Below are 17,962 nucleotides of genomic sequence, written 5' to 3'. Positions count from 1 at the left end.
GACATTTTTATTATTAATTAGCCCTTTAGAACTTTTATAAGTTCCAACTAACCAGCATCAAAAGGAAAACGCGATGAAATTTTCCTTTTCATTCATCGCGTTATCAGTCATTGATTGAACAGCATTCTCCGTAGATAATATTCCATCCGGCACTGTGATACTTTTCAAGCATTTCTATATATTCCCATGCTTCCTCTTCTGACATATCATGCCGGATCACTTCAAAAAAGCTCTCAAAAAGTGCTTTATTCATTATGTGCATGAAATTCTTTGTCAGTGGCTTTCCATCCTTAAATCTCAGACCGATCGCCTCCATGAACTTATAAGTATAATCTGTCTCAAGTTCTACAAGATGTTCCACAAAATCCTGAAATCTTGTACCATAAGAGCTTTTCACCAGGATCTGAAATTCTTCCAGATGAGCGTACATATACTTCACAAGCTGCTTCATTCCGTCTTCCGCATAATCATCCAGACTCACTGCCTGCCGATCCGATTCTATCGCATGAAATTTTTCCTGAACTCCGATAAATATCCCTGTAAACTCTTTTGCCACCGGTTCTACGATTGCTGAAAAAAGTCCTTCTTTTCCACCATATCGGGAATAGATCGTTCCGGTCGTCGTTCCCGCCTCCGCAGCAATCGTCCGCAGTGATGCATCTACATAGCCTTTTTCAAGGAACTCTTTCTTTGCACATAATTCTACTTTTTCTGAAATACCTTCTACCTGCTTAGCCACTGACTCCTCCTAGCTTATAACAGTGTCATGTAACACTGTTATAAGTTTAAATCTTAATCTTTTTTCTGTCAATAGTTACCAATGTATCTCTTGCATTACTGATAGATTTTATCACTATCCCTCATTACATCTCAAGACTGATCTGATCTTTATGCACATTCTCCGGCATTTTCAAACTGGGAATTATAAAGATCTGCATAAAATCCACCCTTTGCAAGAAGTTCTTCATGATTTCCCTGCTCCACGATATCTCCGTCTTTCATAACAAGAATCAGATCCGCATCACGGATCGTAGACAGACGGTGTGCGATCACAAAGCTCGTTCTTCCCTTCATCAGATTATCCATCGCTTTCTGAATCAGTACTTCTGTTCTTGTATCGACAGAGCTTGTCGCCTCATCCAGGATCAGGATCTTTGGATCTGCAAGGATTGCACGTGCAATCGTCAGAAGCTGCTTCTGTCCCTGGGAAACGTTGCTTGCTTCTTCGTTCAGTTCCATATCATATCCACCTGGAAGTGTCTTTACAAATCGATGCACATGTGCTGCCTTTGCAGCCTGGATCACTTCTTCATCTGTAGCATCCAGTTTACCATAACGGATATTTTCACGGATGGAGCCATGGAACAGCCATGTATCCTGAAGCACCATTCCGAACATTTCTCTTAATTCACTGCGGTTGAAATCCCGGATATCGTGTCCATCTATTTTTATCGAACCATCATTTACATCATAAAATCTCATTAGCAGCTTGATCATTGTCGTCTTTCCTGCTCCGGTCGGACCAACGATCGCAATCTTCTGTCCTTCTTTTACTTTCGCAGAAAAATCATTGATGATGATCTTATCCGGGTTATATCCGAAATGAACATGGTCAAACTCTACATTTCCTTTCAGATTTTCTACGGACACAGGATGTTCCACTGTCTGATCTTCTTCTTTTTCTTCAAGAAATTCAAAAACCCTCTCGGATGCTGCTGCCGTAGACTGCAACATATTTGCTACCTGTGCCATCTGCTGGATCGGCTGGGTGAAATTACGGACATACTGAATAAATGACTGAATATCTCCGACCTCGATCACATTTTTGATCGTCAGGAATCCTCCAAGGACTGCCACACCTACATAACCAAGATTGCCGATAAACTGCATGACCGGCATCATCATTCCTGAGAAAAACTGAGATTTCCACGCAGAATCATAAAGCTTTCCGTTGGTCTCATTAAATTCTCTGATCACCGCTTCTTCTTTATTAAATGCCTTGATGATATTATGTCCGCTGTAGATTTCCTCTACCTGTCCGTTGACATTTCCAAGATATTCCTGCTGTCCTACGAAATATTTCTGTGAATGTTTCATTACAAATGACAACAGCAGCATGGACAATGGAAGAATCAGCAGTGCTACCAGTGTCATCAGCGGACTGATGGAAAGCATCATCACCAGCACACCGATGATGGTTGTGACCGATGTGATCAACTGAGTTGCACTCTGGTTCAGACTCTGTCCGAGAGTATCCACATCATTTGTCACTCTTGAAAGAACTTCTCCGACCGGTTTCGTATCGAAATAATTCATCGGCATCCGGTTGATCTTCTGTGAGATTTCTTTTCTTAATTTATAAGTTGTCTTCTGCGATACACCTGTCATCAGGAATCCCTGGATCAGGCTGCACGCTGCACTGATCAGATACAGACTCAATGCTGTCGCCAGAATCGTTCCGATTTTTCCAAAATCCATGCCTGATCCGCCTGAAACCTTACTGACAAGACCATTGAAGATTTCTGTTGTCGCCTTTCCGAGAATCTTTGGTCCGGCAATATTAAAAATCGTTCCGCAAATTGCAAAGACTGCTACGAAAAAAATCTGTATTTTAAATGAAGCCATATAGCGGATCAGCTTTTTCATTGTTCCTTTGAAATCTTTTGCCTTTTCGGTCGGTGCAACACCTCGCCCCATTCTACCTCTTCTAGCCATGGATCTTCTCCTCCTTTCCATCTGTCTGAACGGCAGATTCCAGTTCTGCCCTGGAAAGCTGGGACTCTGCGATTTCCCGATATACTTCACAATTTTTCAGCAGTTCTGCATGTGTACCTTTTCCGACAATCTTTCCATCATCCAGGACAAGGATCTGCTCTGCATGCAGAATGGTACTGATTCTCTGTGCTACGATCAAAACTGTACTTTCCCTCGTCTTCTCTGCAAGGGCATGACGCAATGTCACATCCGTCTTATAGTCAAGAGCCGAAAAACTGTCATCAAAAATAAATACCTGTGGATGCTTTGCAATCGCTCTTGCAATCGAAAGTCTCTGCTTCTGACCACCGGATACATTGGAACCGCCCTGAGCGATCGGACTTTCATAGCCTTCCGGTTTAGTCTCGATAAATTCTGTAGCCTGTGCGATCTCTGCCGCTTCTTTCATTTCCTCTTCTGTTCCATCCTGATTTCCGAACATGATATTAGAAGCAATATTTCCTGAGAACAGGACTCCTTTCTGCGGAACATATCCCAGCTTTTCTCTGAGATCATGCTGCTTTATGTCACGGATATCAATTCCATCCAGCGTGATCTTTCCTTCTGTCACATCATAAAACCGTGGGATCAAATTGACCAGTGTTGATTTTCCACTTCCTGTACTTCCAATAATCGCCGTGGTCTGTCCCGGCCGGGCTGTAAATGTGATATCCTGCAGCACATCTTCGTCTGCTCCCGGATATTTAAATGATACATGATCAAAGGAAAGAACTCCTTCTCCCTGCTCCGGCAGTACTTCCGGCCGTTCCGGATCACAGATGATCGTCTCACTCTTCAGCACTTCTTCCACACGGTCAGCCGCTACAGCCGCACGCGGAAGCATGATCGAGATCATGCAAAGCATCAGGAATCCCATGATGATCTGCATGGTATACTGAATAAATGCCATCATATCTCCCACCTGCATCTGACCATCGCTGATTCCATGTGCTCCGGTCCATACAATCAGAACAGAGACTCCGTTCATGACCAGCATCATTGCCGGCATCATAAATGTCATCGCACGATTGACAAAAAGATTCGTCTTTGTCAGTTCTACATTTGCGTCATCAAATCGTTTCTCTTCATGCTTTTCTGTACTAAATGCACGGATAACCGACAGTCCTGTCAGAATTTCTCTGGTCACAAGGTTCAGCTTATCCACAAGCTTCTGAAGCATCTTAAATTTCGGCATTGCCACAACAAAGAGTAATAATACCATGCATGCAATGATGATCACCGCAAGTCCGATGATCCAGGACATCGACACATTTGTCTTCATTACCTGGAATACTCCTCCGATCGCCAGGATTGGTGCATAAAGTACCATTCTCAAAAGCATAACAATCAACATCTGGATCTGCTGGATATCATTCGTACTCCTCGTAATCAGTGAGGCTGTTGAAAACTGGTTGAACTCATGATTGGAAAAGCCCACAACCTTATGGAATACTCTGCCTCTTAAGTCACGTCCTGCTGACGCACCTACTCTTGAAGCCAGGAATCCGACCAGTACACTTGCTGCCATTCCGAGGAATGCCAGTGCAATCATCATTCCCCCGGTCTTTGCAAGATATCCTGTCTGAATCTTTTCCATGTCCATGCCCAGATCCTGATAGACCGATTTGCAATAGCTGACCGCTGCCTGATCCAGAATCGTATCCGGAAGATCATCCATCTGTTCTCCCATCTTTTCCACCATGGCAGTTCTCTGTTCTCCCGGAAGCATCTTCATAATATCAAAGATGGTTGTATCCTCTGAAACTGTCCCATCCGGAAGACTCGACTTTAACTGAGACTCAACTTCTTTCGTCATATCACTGCCGGACTCAAAACCAGTCGTCATCATCATCGGGAGCTTCAGAATATCCTGAAGTTCCTTCATCTGTTCCTCATCCCCGGATACGGATTCTTTCAGGACATACGCATCTTTTTCATAAGATTCCGTATCTTCCTCATAAGCATCCATTACTTTCTGCCCGTCTTCTTCTGATACAAAAAGTAATAATTTATCCATCTCTTCCCGGGCGATCTGCTCCGGTATCTCATCTTCAATACCACCCTGCTGGATTCCAACATTGACAATGTTGGAAGTATATGCAGGTAAAGACAGATCACAGTAAGCCTGAACGAAGAGAATTAACATGATTGCTATCATCGCTTTCCAGTACGATGCAGCGTATTTGAATAAATTCTTCATTTTATCTGTTCCTTTCCTTTTCTACATTTTCACAAATCTGAAATAAAATTCTTCTCAGAAGCATTTTTTCCTCTGGACTGATCCCTGTAAAAGCAATTTCATCCATCTTTTCTGCAATTGCTTTTACATGCTCAATACATGCCTGCCCTTTCTCTGTCAGATCCAGCCGCATCATTCTCTGATCTTTTTCATCAACATTCCTCACGATATATCCCGACTTCTCCATCTTCTGGATCATCGATGTGATCGAAGGTGCACTTACATTCAGCTTCTGTGCCAGTTCTTTCTGTGATATTCTTCCATCTCTGTGAAGCTGAAATAAAATCATTGACTGACTTTTATTCAGATCATATTCAGCATACATAGTCTGTGCCAGCTTTCCGATCTTATGGGCTGTCATCCCAAGAATCCCAAGTGTCGGCATCTCCTGTCCTTTACACGACATAAATACTCTCCTTCCATTAGTTAGTTAATTAACTAATGGAAAATATAGTATAATTCCACTTGTAAGTCAACCTTTAAACTTCTTATTTCACATTTTTTTAATACTTTTTGCACAATTTTTAGTTAATTACTTAAGCAAATCCAAAAACTAAGCCGCTACATAGAAAATTTCCCATGTAACGGCTTTTTGTCCCTTTATTCTACTTTCAATATTCTTTCTTCTCCAGTATTTTTATGCTGCATTGATACGAAACAGTCAGACCGATAACGAGTATCATCATTCCTGCTCCTAGCAGTTGTCCTGCACTCAGTGAAACAATTTTTTGAAATATCCCTGTAGGATTCACGCCCAGTCTTCCGCACATCTTTCCTGTCAACACTCCTGCTCCCCCAAGAAACAATACAATTACCGCTATAATAAGTCTTCCTTTTTCACCGTCAAATTTTAATCGTACCGGTATGTTCAATGCAATAAGAACGACTCCTGCCATCATCCCCCAGGACATTATCATTACCAATTTTTTCAGATCCGTTCCGTAATTTCCTATCATTGAAACTACGGTTGTTATTGTCAGACCAAGTAACCAGACTGCTGCATCCAGAGAAATGCTGAAAATATATTTTTCTCTGACATAATCCTTTTTCGTGACCGGCAACGAAAAAAGATACTGAAACCCATGATCCATTTCATCATATGCAAGCATATTTGCAACATAAATTGCCATCGTGACAGTAATATATATTCCAAAACACGCTGCACTTTCTTCCCGGTCTATCACTGAATTATTCAAGGCTCCAACCATTAAGGCTGCTCCTCCGATCATCACATAAATAATCCCTTTTCCCTGACTTTTTAAAAGTCCCCAATCTTTTAATAACAATCCCTTTTCTGTTCTCATACCGTTTCCCCCTGAATCATCATAACGATCACTTCATCCAGGCTGCCATTTTCAACTGCAACACCCGGATGATTTTCCATATAATATCTCTTTTCTTTTGTCAGACAGGCATATCCATAACTTTCTTTTTTCTTTTTTAATAAGTAAGATTTGTCCAGTTTTTTCCACTGTTCCTCCGTCACTTTAATCACTCCATAATCATTCAGGATCGTATCCATCGTTTCATGCAGGATGATCTTACCCTCGTGGATCATATAAATATCATCACACAGGCCTTCCAGATCTGAAGAAATATGGGAACTGATCACGATACTTCTTCCATCCACTTCGGTCATATACTCCCGCAGTAGATCCAGTACCTGCTCCCGTGCTGTCACATCAAGACCTGCTGTCGGTTCGTCAAGTATCAGGAAAGGAGCCTGGTGTGACACTGCGATCAGTACATTCAGCTTTGCCTTCATTCCGGTGGAAAATTCTTTTAGCTTCTTATCAAGTGAAAGGTTCAATTTTTTGCATGATCCGAGAAACTTTTCTTTTTCAAAAGACGGATATACATTGCTCAAAACCGGAACAATATCTTTAATTCTTAAATATTCATTGAATCCTGCATTTGTAAATGCTACTCCAATCTTCTCTTTATCCTCTCTCGTCAGTTGCTGTGGTTCTTTTCCAAAAAGTGTAATCCGACCGGAATCTCCCTTTACCAGTCCTAAAATTGCTTTAAAAAGCGTACTCTTTCCTGCTCCATTTGCCCCGACGATTCCTGTGATCTGTCCCGGTTCAACGCTCATGGTACAGTCCAATTCAAAATCATCATACCGCTTCCTGAAATTTTCTATTGATAACATAACTACTCCTCCATGATCAGCTCAAATAATTCCTTCAGTTCCTCATCTGTCATTCCGTTCCTTCTGCCTTTCATCACTGCAGCTTCGAGATCCGCTTCTACTTCTCTGCGACGTTCTTCCAGCATAAGTTCCTTATTCGAAGCTGTCACATACGTGCCTTTCCCATGCACGGTTCTCGTCATTCCTTCTTCTTCCAGGTTGTCATACGCCTTTTTCACCGTCAATGCACTGATCTTCAACTCTTTTGCCATCGCCCTTACAGATGGAAGAAGATCACCTTCCTTTAATTCACCGGAAATGACCTGTGCTTTGATCTGCTCCATGATCTGCTCGTAGATCGGCACCATAGATGAATGGTTAATTATAATCTTCATGACCTGCCTCCTTTATGCAAACAGTATATAACAGTGTTAAACTGTTGTCAACTGTTATATACTGTTCATATAAATAAAAAATGCAGAAACTGTCTTTTTTACAATTTCTGCACATTTAATCATTATATGATGTCGGGGACAAAAGCCCCCGACTTTGATGCCTACGGATTGCTCCGTGCTACGCACTCCCACAATCCTACCCAATATTCGCATATCGTGGGATTATCATCCCACTTTTATGCTCATATCGGGGCGGGTTCTAAGGTCTTTCACCCACCTATGAGCAAGCTCATGTGGGCTTAGACCTTTTGACCCTGGCATCATTATATGATTCCAACTGCTTCATTCACAGTCTTCACACCAACAAGCCGTATTCCCTGAATTTCCTTTACCATCTTCAGTGAAACTTCGGGCAAGATACATGTCTCAAACCCAAGCTTCTTCGCCTCTGCCACACGCTGTTCCGGCATATTCACAGCACGTACTTCTCCACTTAAACCAACCTCTCCAAAGACAATCGTCTTCTCATCAATGGGACGGTTTCGATAACTGGACACCAGTGCCATCACAATCCCAAGATCGATCGCCGGCTCGTTCATCTTGATACCGCCTGCAATATTCACATATGCATCGCAGTTTCCAAGTGACATTCCCAACCTCTTTTCAAGCACTGCCATCAGAAGGTTGACCCGGTTATAATCGGTTCCTGCTGCTGTTCTTCTCGGCATTCCGAAATTTGTTCTGCAGACCAGTGCCTGTATTTCCAAAAGGATCGGTCTTGTTCCTTCCATGGAGCATGCAACAACGGACCCGGAAGCATTCTCCGGTTTCCCACTGAGCATATACTCCGATGGATTTTCCACTTCCACCAACCCACTCTGCCGCATTTCAAAGACACCAATCTCATTCGTCGAGCCAAAACGGTTCTTCACAGCTCTCAATATCCGGTAAGACGCATGCCGGTCTCCTTCAAAATAAAGTACTGTATCTACCATATGCTCCAATACCCGCGGACCTGCTACCGTTCCCTCTTTCGTTACATGTCCGACAATAAAAATTGGAATGCACAGTCCTTTCGCCAACTGCATAAAAACATTGGTTGACTCCCGCACCTGGGAAACACTTCCCGGTGCCGAAGTTACATCCTCGCTGTACATTGTCTGAATAGAATCAATAACGACCAGTTCCGGTCGCTCTTTTTCTATCACACTGCGGATGATCCCCAGGTTTGTCTCGCAAAGCAGCAGAAGGCCAGACGTAAAATTTCCCATCCGGTTCGCACGCAGCTTAATCTGTGCCTGCGACTCCTCTCCGGAAATATACAGGATCTTTTTCATCTGTGCCATTCTTTGGCATACCTGTAATAAAAGTGTTGACTTTCCAATTCCCGGATCGCCTCCGACCAGTACCAGTGATCCCGGTACAATCCCGCCTCCGAGAACCCGGTCCAGCTCTTTGATCCCGGTCTCACTCCGTGTATCATCATCTGCGGTCACTTCGGTCAAAGGAACGACCTTTGCCTCGTGAACTGCTCTCGCTGCAACGGTCGTTCCCTTTGTGATCCCACTGTCTATCCGCTCTTCTACAAATGTATTCCACTCTTTACATGCAGGGCATTGACCAAGCCATTTTGCTTCTTCATGCCCGCAATTCTGACAGAAAAATATACTTTTCTTTCCTTTTGCCATCTAGCTTCTCCCAACACTGTACGGATCAGCAGATCAGCACTTTACTACTTTGATCGCTGCACTCTGATCTGCTGAAAGTTCTACACTTACACTGAGCTTTCCGCTCAAATTTGTATTCATCTTTCCTGCAGACTCCCCATCGATCAGTACTTCATACTCACTCTCCGGCTCCAGTTCCAGTGTGAACTGTACATCCTCCGGTGCAGATACTGTAAAAGTAACCTCAGCATCGGTCTCTTTAAAATTTTCAACCGTACTTCCCGGTACAGACTCGTAAACGAACATACCGTTCTTCTCAAGTTTCGTAATCTCTGCAAATGTCTTTACTTTATAAATATCTCCCTCAAATTCAAAGTTATCCTTCTTCGTCTTAGTTGGAAGTGTATAATCTCCAAAACTCAGTGTTCCGTCATTTTCTGCACGCAATAATTCTTTTACTGTTGCCATTTCTTTTTCCTCCTGGGTATTTCAGAATATCTCTTATATAAGATGTTGGGATAAATTGCCCAACTATGATATCTTTGTATCATTATATAATAAATCCATTTCTTTTTCTATACTAATTCCGCTTTCATCCTATGAACTTTTTATGAAAAAATGAATTTCTTTTTTGGATGCTCCTGCCTCCACATGATCTCCCGGCCGGATGTCACCGTTCAGGATCGCATCTGCCAGTTTATCTTCCAGTTCCGTCTGTAATGCACGACGTAGTGGTCTTGCACCATATTTCGTATCAGTTCCCTTTTCAACGATCAGCTCTTTTGCAGAGTTTCTCAGTTTCAGATGAATATTCATCTGCTTCTCAAGCCGTCCGGTAAACTCATTGCACAACAAAGAAACTATTTTCTTCATATTTTCTTTGTCCAGTGTATGGAATACGATCATCTCATCAATTCGGTTCAGAAATTCCGGCCGGAAGATCTGCTTGACCTCTTCCATAACACCCTGCTTCATTTTCTTATAATCTCCGGCTTTATCTTCTTTTGCAGCAAAGCCCAGCTTTTTCGGATCAATGATCGCTTTTGCACCTGCATTCGACGTCATGATGATCACGGTATTGGAAAAATCTACCTTTCTTCCCTGTGAATCCGTAATATGTCCATCATCCAGAACCTGCAGCAGAACATTGAATACATCCGGATGTGCCTTTTCAATTTCATCAAAAAGGAGAACAGAATACGGATGTGTCCTGACCTGGTCACTGAGCTGTCCACCTTCTTCATGACCGACATATCCCGGAGGGGAACCGATCATCTTTGATACAGAATGCTTTTCCATATACTCCGACATATCAACACGGATCATTGCCTCCTCTTTTCCAAATAAAGCTTCAGCAAGTGCCTTGGAAAGCTCCGTCTTTCCAACTCCGGTCGGACCTAAGAATAAAAACGAACCGATCGGCCGCTTCGGATCTTTCAGACCGACTCTTCCACGTTTCACTGCTCTTGCCACAGCACTGACCGCTTCGTCCTGTCCGATGACTCTCTTCTGAAGAATTTTTTCCAGGTTCTTTAATCTTTCTGTATCACTTTCCGTCAGTTTGCTTACCGGAACTTTTGTCCAGACTGATACTACCTCTGCAACTTCATTTTCCGTAACAGATGGATGAAGTCCCGCCTGCTTTTTATCAAACCGCTTTTTCAGAGCTGACAATTTCTTTCTTGCTTCGTCCTGCTCCTTCTGGATCAGGGATGCCTCTGCGAAATCTCCTGCTACGATGCTATCCTCTTTCTGTTTCTCGAGGTCTTTGATCAGATCTTCCAGACTTCGGAAATTTTCCGGGACTTTGTAGCCTTTCAGACTCACTTTTGAACACGCTTCGTCCAGCACGTCGATCGCCTTATCCGGCAGATGACGATCCGTAATATAACGTTCTGACATAAGTACTGCTGCCTCAAGTGCTTTCTCTTCGATCACTACTTTATGGTGTGTCTCATACTTTTCTTTCAGACCTTCAAGAATTTTCCGGCACTGTTCCTGCGTTGGTTCTTCCACAGAAACAGGCTGGAAACGCCGTTCCAGGGCTGCATCTTTCTCTATATATTTCCTGTATTCTGCAATCGTAGTTGCACCGATCAGTTGCAATTCTCCTCTGGACAGCGACGGCTTCAGGATACTTGAGGCATCAATCGCACCTTCTGCACCTCCCGCACCGATCATCGTATGGATCTCATCCAGGAAAAGAATGATATTCCCCGCTGCCTTTACCTCTGCAACCAGTCCTTTTATTCGCTCTTCAAACTCTCCACGATATTTTGAACCTGCGATCAGTCCTGGAAGATCCAGCGTATAGATCCTCTTTCCTTTCATCTTTTCAGGTACTAACCCGGATGCGATCTGCTGTGCCAGTCCTTCGATAATGGCAGTCTTTCCAACTCCAGGCTCTCCTACCAGACAGGGGTTATTCTTCGTCCTTCTGCTCAGGATCTCCATCAGACGATACATTTCCTGCTCCCTTCCGATGACCGGGTCCAGTTTTCCCTTTTCTGCACGGGCTGTCATATCGGTACAGAACTGTTCCACCATTGCCCCGCCTCCATGAGGCTCATCCTGAAGGCTGTCCTGATATTCTTTGGGATCGATCCCTACTGCGAACATAATATCCTGAAATAACTTCTGAAGATTCACATTCAATGTGATCAGGATCCGCGTCGCTACACAGTCAACATCCCGGATCATTGCCAGCAGCAGATGCTCCGTTCCGACATATTCTGTATGCAGTCTGCCACACTCCTGTTCGCTGCTCTTCAAAAGGAACTGGAATCTCGGACTCTGCTCCGGTCTTGTACTGACCTTCACCTCTTCATCCGGTGCTACCAGTTCATCGATCAGGCGTGAGATCTTTTCTGCATCCACACCGTTCTTTGCAAGCACCTGTCCGGCTACTCCTGAATACTCTTTCCGAAGTGCAAGCAGAAGATGCTCTGTTCCTATATAAGGATGCTTTCTCTCTCTTGCTATTTTACCGGCCTGCTTTATCACATTCTCCATCGGCTTTGTATAAGGTATCTGCATCTTTACCTCCTCAACTTACTCTTAATCACTCATAATCATCAAATATCTCATCTACCAGCTCATGCACTTCACTTCTTGAGATATTCTTACAACAGCCACGGGCAAGTACAATCCGAAGCTGTCTCCGCATCTCCTCCAACTGCTCCAGCTTATCCACGTCCAGTGCGATCACCGCTCCTCTTCTTTTATCCAGACTGATATAGCCTTCCCTTTTCAGGACGTTATACGCTTTATTCACCGTATGCATATTGACACCGACTGTATCTGCAAGCTGCCTGACTGACGGCAATGAATCTCCTTCATGTATCACCGAGGTAGCAATCCCCATGATGATCTGGTTACAAAGCTGGATATAAATTGCTTCATCACTGTTAAAATCTATTTCTAATATCATGCCGCTTCCCCTTCCTCTGTTGTGTTATATCCATACTAGCACAATCTCCTGTTTTCATCAAGTGCAAAGAAAAAAGGCAAAAGCCCGTTAAAGAACTTCTGCCTTTTTCATTTTTTCCTCTTTCGGGAACCGGATCTCAATCTTTGTTCCCTTGCCCGGTTCACTGTTCACAGTAACCTTCGCTCCATGCAGGATCGCTCCGTGCTTCACAATAGACAAGCCCAGTCCTGTACCGCCACGCTCTTTTGAATGGCTCTTATCCACCCGGTAGAATCGTTCAAAGATCCGTTCCTGATGTTCCTCCGGGATTCCGATCCCCGTATCGCTCACACTAATCTTTGGCCCGTCCAGCGTATTTCCGACCCAGACCGAAACACTTCCACCATCACGGTTATACTTGATCGCATTCTCAGTAATATTATAGATCATCTCATCCAGAATCTGCCGGATTCCATGACAGAATACCGGTTCTCCACTCAAAGCCACTGAAATTTTCTTCTCTGAACACTGCGGGGAAAGACGGCTGACGATCTCACGGGTCAGCTCATAAAGCTCCACATCTTCTTTTTCCAGTTCTACTGATTCTTCATCCAGTTTCGATAATTTAATGATATCTTCCACCAATGTGATCAGCCGACGTGCTTCCTTATAGATCCTTTTTGAAAATCCAGGGATGTCCTCTGCACGTACCAGCCCGTTCATCATGATCTCTGCGTAACCGGAAATCGATGTCAGCGGTGTCTTCAGCTCATGGGAAACATTTGCCGAAAATTCCTTTCTCATATTCGCGACCGCTTCTTTTTCTTTATTCTGCCGGTCGATGGCTTCCAGAAGCGGTACCATTTCAGGATAGATCACATTGTCCAGAGGATGCTCCAGATCCAGATGCATCACCGGTTCCATCAGACGCTTCGTCTGCCAGTTTGCAAGGAACAACGCCAGTGCGATACCGATCACAGATAAGACCAGCATAACCGGAAGGATATTCCATGCGGTTCGGATCAGGCTGTCCATCGGTCTGGCAAGCCGCAGCACACTTCCATCATCCAGGCGGATCGCACAGTAGTATAATTCTTTTCCTACCGTATCCGACATACGGATATCCTCCCCCTGTCCTTCCGCCAGTGCCTGCTTTACTTCAGCTCTCGACTTATGGTTCTCTAGCTTTTTACTGCTGTCCGAATCATACAGAACATCTCCACTCTGGGAAATAAATGTAAGACGGGTGTCCTCATCCGCCTTTATCATTGGTTCTAATTTTTTCAGATATTCTTCTCCTGCGACATCCACACCGCTGCTGAGATAGACCGCTTCCTGCTGTACTTCCTTTTCCAGGATTCCGAGATTCTGATTATACAGAATCACTGTCATGATGACATAGAAAGGAAATAATGTCACCAGCAAGATCAGCATCATACTTTTCTGGATTTTCTGCTTCATTATTCTCCTCCCACACGATAACCTACTCCGCGTACCGTCTGGATCAGATCACCCTTTTCCCCCAGCTTCTGCCGGAGCGTACGCACATGGACATCCACGGTTCTTGTCTCACCGTCAAAATCATATCCCCAGATCTCAGTCAGAAGCTGGTCGCGTGTCAGGACGATTCCCTTATTCAACATCATCTTTTCAAGCAGTTCAAACTCCTTTAATGTGAGAGCTACTTCCTTTCCATTCACCGTAACTTCATGCTTTTTGATATTCATGCAGATTCCGGAAAGCTCAATCTGTGATTTTTCTTCCGTCTTTCTGCTTCTTCTCAGGACTGCCTTGATCCTGGATACAAGCTCCATCATCCCGAATGGTTTCGTCACGTAATCATCCGCTCCCGAATCCAGTCCCATCACCTTGTCATACTCCGAACCTTTCGCAGTCACCATGATCACAGGAATATCCTTTGTCTTTGAAGAAGATTTCAGCTTCTTTAAAAGCACCATTCCATCATCCCCGGGCAGCATAATATCCAGCAGGACCAGCTCCGGTGTATCAAATGCCAGAGCTTCCATAAAAGCAGCTCCGTCCGCAAACCCTTTTGCTTTGAGTCCGGTCGTCTCCAAAGTATAAATTACCAGCTCTCTGATATTATCATCGTCTTCCACGCAATAAATCATCTCAGTACTCTCCTTTAGCTTTCATGCAGTGCAGCACTGTCCTTATGAACACCTGTAATAGAAAATTCCACCCACTCTGCAATATTCGTGGCATGATCTCCGATCCGCTCCAGATATTTTGTCACCATGATCAGATCAAAGATCCGGTTTCCCTGTTCTCCATGCTCTGCTTTGATATAGGCAATCATCTTATCGCGGATCTCATCAAAATACGCATCAATCTTATCATCCGAAGCCATCACTTTCCTTGCAAGCTCCAGATCTTTTTCCACATATGCCACTACACTGTCTCTGACCATCGTACTGACTCCGGTTGCCATTGCACCGATTAAATCAATATCCTGTGCCACATTCTCATATTTTGCAGAAATAATGATCTCTGCGATATCGGAAGTCTGATCCCCGATCCGCTCCATATCTGTGATCATTTTCAGTGCCGCAGAAATTCTTCTTAAATCTTTTGCCACCGGCTGCTGCTGGAGCAGAAGCTTCAGACACAGACGCTCAATCTCTTTCTCCATCTGATCGATCTCTTCATCTTCCGCTACTACGATCCTTGCCTGTCCGGCACTTCCCTCTTTCAGTGCCTGGGTTACCTTTGAAATTGCAATCTCACATAATTCTCCCATATGGGTAAGCTGTTCATCCAGATGATGCAACTGCTGATCAAATCTATTACGCATAATTTAACCGAACCTCCCTGTAATATAATCCTCTGTCTTTTTATTCGCCGGAACGGAGAATAAAGTCTCTGTATTATTATATTCAATGACTTCTCCCAGAAGGAAAAACGCCGTATTGTCAGAGATACGGACTGCCTGCTGCATATTGTGCGTAACCATGACAATAGTATAATCTTTTTTCAGTTCCATCGCAAGGTCTTCAATCTTGGATGTAGAAATCGGATCCAGTGCGGATGTCGGTTCATCCATCAGCAGAACTTCCGGTTCTACCGCCAATGCACGGGCGATACACAGTCTCTGCTGCTGTCCCCCCGACATTCCCAATGCACTCTTTTTCAGACGATCCTTACATTCTTCCCAGATTGCCGCATTTCTCAGTGACTTTTCTACAATATCATCCAGCTTTGCTTTTGACCGGATTCCATGTGTTCTTGGTCCATAAGCAATGTTGTCATAAATGCTCATTGGAAATGGATTTGGCTTCTGGAAAACCATTCCGACTCTTTTTCTGAGCAGATTGACATCCATTCCTTTGAAGATATTCTGTCCGTCAAGAAGAATTTCCCCGTTAATACGACATCCCTCCACAAGGTCATTCATACGGTTGATCGACTTTAACAATGTAGATTTACCACATCCGCTAGGGCCGATAAAAGCAGTGATCTTATTCGCCTCGATTTCGAGATTCACATTCTTGAGAGCTTTAAAATCACCATAATATAAATCCAGATTTTTGATACTTAACTTCGACATTCTTTTTTCCTCTCTATTTTTTCGTCAGCCGCTTTGCGATCATGCCCGATAAAGTATTGATCACGACAACCAGGATCAGCAGGATCACTGCCGTTGCATACGCCTGGTTCATATACAGACCTTCACTGGAAAGCATATACATATGCACTGCCAGCGTACGACCCGACCCAAACGCATTTTTCGGGATCTGTGCTACCGTTCCCGCCGTATAGATCAAGGCTGCTGTCTCTCCCACGATCCTTCCGATGGCAAGGATGACACCTGCCAGGATTCCCGGAACTGCACTTGGAAGTACGATCTTAAATACCGTCCTCAGCTTGCCTGCTCCCAGTCCGAAACTTCCTTCCCGGTAGGAGTCCGGAACCGATTTTAAAGCTTCTTCCGTTGTTCTCATAATTAATGGAAGAATCATAATGGATAAGGTAAACGCTCCTGCCAGGATTGAAAATCCCCAGTGCAGTGCATTCACAAAGAACAACATACCGAACAGGCCATATACGATTGACGGGATTCCCGACAGAGTTTCCGTTGTCAGACGGATCACGTCAATAAATTTGTTTCCTCTTCCTGCATATTCCACCAGAAAAACGGCTGAGAAGATTCCAAACGGAACTGCAATAAGCAAGGAAAGCAGGGTCATCACTACCGTATTAACTAACGCCGGAATAACCGAAGCGTTCTCCGATGTATAATGTAACGAGAACAGGGACGGTTTCATATACGGCAGACCGTTGACCAGAATATAGATAATCAGAAAGATCAGCACTGCAAATGTCACCAAGGCTGCCAGCATGACCAGAAGCATTAGGACGAATGATCCCGGATGCTTCAGGTACGAACGCATCTTGTCGCGTGCCGACAAACAGTTCACAGCATTCTCATTCATGTTCACCCCTCCTCTTCAACAATGCCACACTAAAGTTAATAATCAGGATAAAGACAAATAAGACAACCCCGGTAGCAATCAGTGCTTCTCTGTGCAATCCGGTTGCATAGCCCATTTCAATGACGATATTTCCGGTCAGTGTACGCATTCCCAAAAGCATATTTGAAACCAGTCTCGGCTGATTTCCAACAATCATGATCACTGCCATCGTCTCTCCGATCGCACGTCCGATTCCCAGCACAATTCCTGCGATCACTCCTGATTTTGCGGCCGGGATGATCACGGTAAAAATACTTCTCTCATGCGTTGCTCCCAGAGCCAATGCACCTTCATAATACTGCTCCGGTACAGCCCGCATGGCACTTTCTGTTGTTCCGATGATCGTTGGAAGAATCATCATGCCTAGTATGATCGAAGTTGTCAGCACGCCTTTTCCATCCCCTGATTTCTCTACCAGTCCCATCATTTTCATCCATTTTCCAAAATCGCGGATCATCGGAACTATTACGACCAGTCCGAAAAAACCGTAGACAACCGATGGGATTCCTGCCAGCAGCTCTGTTGCCGCTTTCAGTGGTTTATAAATTTTCTTTGGACAATACATTGCCATAAATACCGAGGTAAGGATTCCGATCGGAACTCCGAAAATGATCGCTCCCGCTGTCACGTAAATACTTCCGATGATCATCGGAAAAATTCCGAACAGCTTATTTCCCGGACGCCAAATATCTCCGGTGATAAATTTTACAAATCCAATTTCTCTGATCGCAGGGATTCCATTTGCAAAAAGAAAGATGCAAATAAGAGCTACCGCCAGCACCGAAGTACAGGCGGCGATAAAGAAGACTCCCTGCATGACCTTCTCAGTCACTGCTTTTGATTTCATTCTTTTTTCCTCTTAATCTGTCAAGAT

17 protein-coding genes are annotated in these 17,962 nt (G+C 44.0%); all 17 read right to left on the bottom strand.

The features are described from left to right. Positions 1–103 precede the first annotated feature (103 nt). A complete protein-coding gene (locus NQ541_RS02870; RefSeq protein ID WP_005608885.1) occupies positions 104–739 on the bottom strand; it encodes a TetR/AcrR family transcriptional regulator in 636 nt (211 codons plus the stop codon). A gap of 149 nt (positions 740–888) precedes the next feature. After that, a complete protein-coding gene (locus tag NQ541_RS02865; protein ID WP_005608888.1) occupies positions 889–2,715 on the bottom strand; it encodes an ABC transporter ATP-binding protein in 1,827 nt (608 codons plus the stop codon). Then, positions 2,708–4,954 carry an ABC transporter ATP-binding protein gene (locus NQ541_RS02860; protein WP_005608891.1) on the bottom strand — a complete coding sequence of 749 codons (2,247 nt, stop codon included), beginning with the start codon at positions 4,952–4,954 and terminating at the stop codon, positions 2,708–2,710. The genes NQ541_RS02865 and NQ541_RS02860 overlap by 8 nt, the downstream gene beginning before the upstream one ends. 1 nt (position 4,955) lies before the next feature. Further along, a complete protein-coding gene (locus NQ541_RS02855) occupies positions 4,956–5,399 on the bottom strand; it encodes a MarR family winged helix-turn-helix transcriptional regulator (protein ID WP_005608894.1) in 444 nt (147 codons plus the stop codon). Between the two features lie 205 nt (positions 5,400–5,604). After that, the gene (locus NQ541_RS02850) at positions 5,605–6,297 is read right to left on the bottom strand and encodes an ABC-2 transporter permease (RefSeq protein ID WP_005608896.1); all 693 of its coding nucleotides are present in this window, start codon (positions 6,295–6,297) and stop codon (positions 5,605–5,607) included. Continuing rightward, positions 6,294–7,145, bottom strand: a complete 852-nt coding sequence (locus NQ541_RS02845; RefSeq protein ID WP_005608898.1) for an ATP-binding cassette domain-containing protein — start codon at positions 7,143–7,145, stop codon at positions 6,294–6,296. Before NQ541_RS02845 ends, NQ541_RS02850 begins: the two co-directional genes overlap by 4 nt. A 2-nt stretch (positions 7,146–7,147) precedes the next feature. Then, entirely contained in the window at positions 7,148–7,519 is a 372-nt protein-coding gene (locus tag NQ541_RS02840; RefSeq protein WP_023922074.1) for a GntR family transcriptional regulator, read from the bottom strand. Between the two features lie 323 nt (positions 7,520–7,842). Next, positions 7,843–9,207, bottom strand: a complete 1,365-nt coding sequence (gene radA, locus NQ541_RS02835; RefSeq protein WP_005608905.1) for a DNA repair protein RadA — start codon at positions 9,205–9,207, stop codon at positions 7,843–7,845. A 33-nt stretch (positions 9,208–9,240) separates the two neighbouring features. Continuing rightward, positions 9,241–9,654 carry a hypothetical protein gene (locus NQ541_RS02830; protein ID WP_005608907.1) on the bottom strand — a complete coding sequence of 138 codons (414 nt, stop codon included), beginning with the start codon at positions 9,652–9,654 and terminating at the stop codon, positions 9,241–9,243. Between the two features lie 129 nt (positions 9,655–9,783). After that, positions 9,784–12,222 (bottom strand): ATP-dependent Clp protease ATP-binding subunit, encoded by a 2,439-nt coding sequence (locus tag NQ541_RS02825; protein WP_005608908.1) that lies wholly within the window; start codon positions 12,220–12,222, stop codon positions 9,784–9,786. A gap of 25 nt (positions 12,223–12,247) precedes the next feature. After that, complete coding sequence (locus tag NQ541_RS02820; protein ID WP_005608910.1) at positions 12,248–12,616, bottom strand: GntR family transcriptional regulator; 369 nt, start codon at positions 12,614–12,616, stop codon at positions 12,248–12,250. 87 nt (positions 12,617–12,703) lie between these two features. Further along, positions 12,704–14,056 carry a sensor histidine kinase gene (locus NQ541_RS02815; protein ID WP_005608912.1) on the bottom strand — a complete coding sequence of 451 codons (1,353 nt, stop codon included), beginning with the start codon at positions 14,054–14,056 and terminating at the stop codon, positions 12,704–12,706. Beyond that, a complete protein-coding gene (locus NQ541_RS02810; RefSeq protein WP_005608915.1) occupies positions 14,056–14,727 on the bottom strand; it encodes a winged helix-turn-helix domain-containing protein in 672 nt (223 codons plus the stop codon). Before NQ541_RS02810 ends, NQ541_RS02815 begins: the two co-directional genes overlap by 1 nt. A gap of 14 nt (positions 14,728–14,741) precedes the next feature. After that, positions 14,742–15,410, bottom strand: a complete 669-nt coding sequence (gene phoU, locus NQ541_RS02805) for a phosphate signaling complex protein PhoU (RefSeq protein WP_005608916.1) — start codon at positions 15,408–15,410, stop codon at positions 14,742–14,744. A gap of 3 nt (positions 15,411–15,413) precedes the next feature. Beyond that, a complete protein-coding gene (gene pstB / locus NQ541_RS02800) occupies positions 15,414–16,163 on the bottom strand; it encodes a phosphate ABC transporter ATP-binding protein PstB (protein ID WP_005608918.1) in 750 nt (249 codons plus the stop codon). A 13-nt stretch (positions 16,164–16,176) separates the two neighbouring features. Next, positions 16,177–17,049, bottom strand: a complete 873-nt coding sequence (gene pstA, locus NQ541_RS02795; protein WP_005608919.1) for a phosphate ABC transporter permease PstA — start codon at positions 17,047–17,049, stop codon at positions 16,177–16,179. Further along, entirely contained in the window at positions 17,042–17,935 is an 894-nt protein-coding gene (gene pstC / locus NQ541_RS02790; protein ID WP_005608921.1) for a phosphate ABC transporter permease subunit PstC, read from the bottom strand. Before pstC ends, pstA begins: the two co-directional genes overlap by 8 nt. Positions 17,936–17,962 lie beyond the last annotated feature (27 nt).

This window comes from [Ruminococcus] lactaris ATCC 29176, from assembly GCF_025152405.1.
GTDB lineage: Bacteria > Bacillota > Clostridia > Lachnospirales > Lachnospiraceae > Mediterraneibacter > Mediterraneibacter lactaris.
This window is presented reverse-complemented; position numbering and strand designations above follow the sequence as displayed.

Bases quoted from the DNA above. Each gene is read 5' to 3' on its own strand.
- NQ541_RS02855 (WP_005608894.1), bottom strand. From the start codon at position 5,399: ATGTCGTGTAAAGGACAGGAGATGCCGACACTTGGGATTCTTGGGATG.
- NQ541_RS02865 (WP_005608888.1), bottom strand. From the start codon at position 2,715: ATGGCTAGAAGAGGTAGAATGGGGCGAGGTGTTGCACCGACCGAAAAG.
- pstB (WP_005608918.1), bottom strand. From the start codon at position 16,163: ATGTCGAAGTTAAGTATCAAAAATCTGGATTTATATTATGGTGATTTT.
- pstC (WP_005608921.1), bottom strand. From the start codon at position 17,935: ATGAAATCAAAAGCAGTGACTGAGAAGGTCATGCAGGGAGTCTTCTTT.
- NQ541_RS02815 (WP_005608912.1), bottom strand. From the start codon at position 14,056: ATGAAGCAGAAAATCCAGAAAAGTATGATGCTGATCTTGCTGGTGACA.
- phoU (WP_005608916.1), bottom strand. From the start codon at position 15,410: ATGCGTAATAGATTTGATCAGCAGTTGCATCATCTGGATGAACAGCTT.
- pstA (WP_005608919.1), bottom strand. From the start codon at position 17,049: ATGAATGAGAATGCTGTGAACTGTTTGTCGGCACGCGACAAGATGCGT.
- NQ541_RS02850 (WP_005608896.1), bottom strand. From the start codon at position 6,297: ATGAGAACAGAAAAGGGATTGTTATTAAAAGATTGGGGACTTTTAAAA.
- NQ541_RS02860 (WP_005608891.1), bottom strand. From the start codon at position 4,954: ATGAAGAATTTATTCAAATACGCTGCATCGTACTGGAAAGCGATGATA.
- NQ541_RS02845 (WP_005608898.1), bottom strand. From the start codon at position 7,145: ATGTTATCAATAGAAAATTTCAGGAAGCGGTATGATGATTTTGAATTG.
- NQ541_RS02840 (WP_023922074.1), bottom strand. From the start codon at position 7,519: ATGAAGATTATAATTAACCATTCATCTATGGTGCCGATCTACGAGCAG.
- NQ541_RS02810 (WP_005608915.1), bottom strand. From the start codon at position 14,727: ATGATTTATTGCGTGGAAGACGATGATAATATCAGAGAGCTGGTAATT.
- radA (WP_005608905.1), bottom strand. From the start codon at position 9,207: ATGGCAAAAGGAAAGAAAAGTATATTTTTCTGTCAGAATTGCGGGCAT.
- NQ541_RS02830 (WP_005608907.1), bottom strand. From the start codon at position 9,654: ATGGCAACAGTAAAAGAATTATTGCGTGCAGAAAATGACGGAACACTG.
- NQ541_RS02825 (WP_005608908.1), bottom strand. From the start codon at position 12,222: ATGCAGATACCTTATACAAAGCCGATGGAGAATGTGATAAAGCAGGCC.
- NQ541_RS02820 (WP_005608910.1), bottom strand. From the start codon at position 12,616: ATGATATTAGAAATAGATTTTAACAGTGATGAAGCAATTTATATCCAG.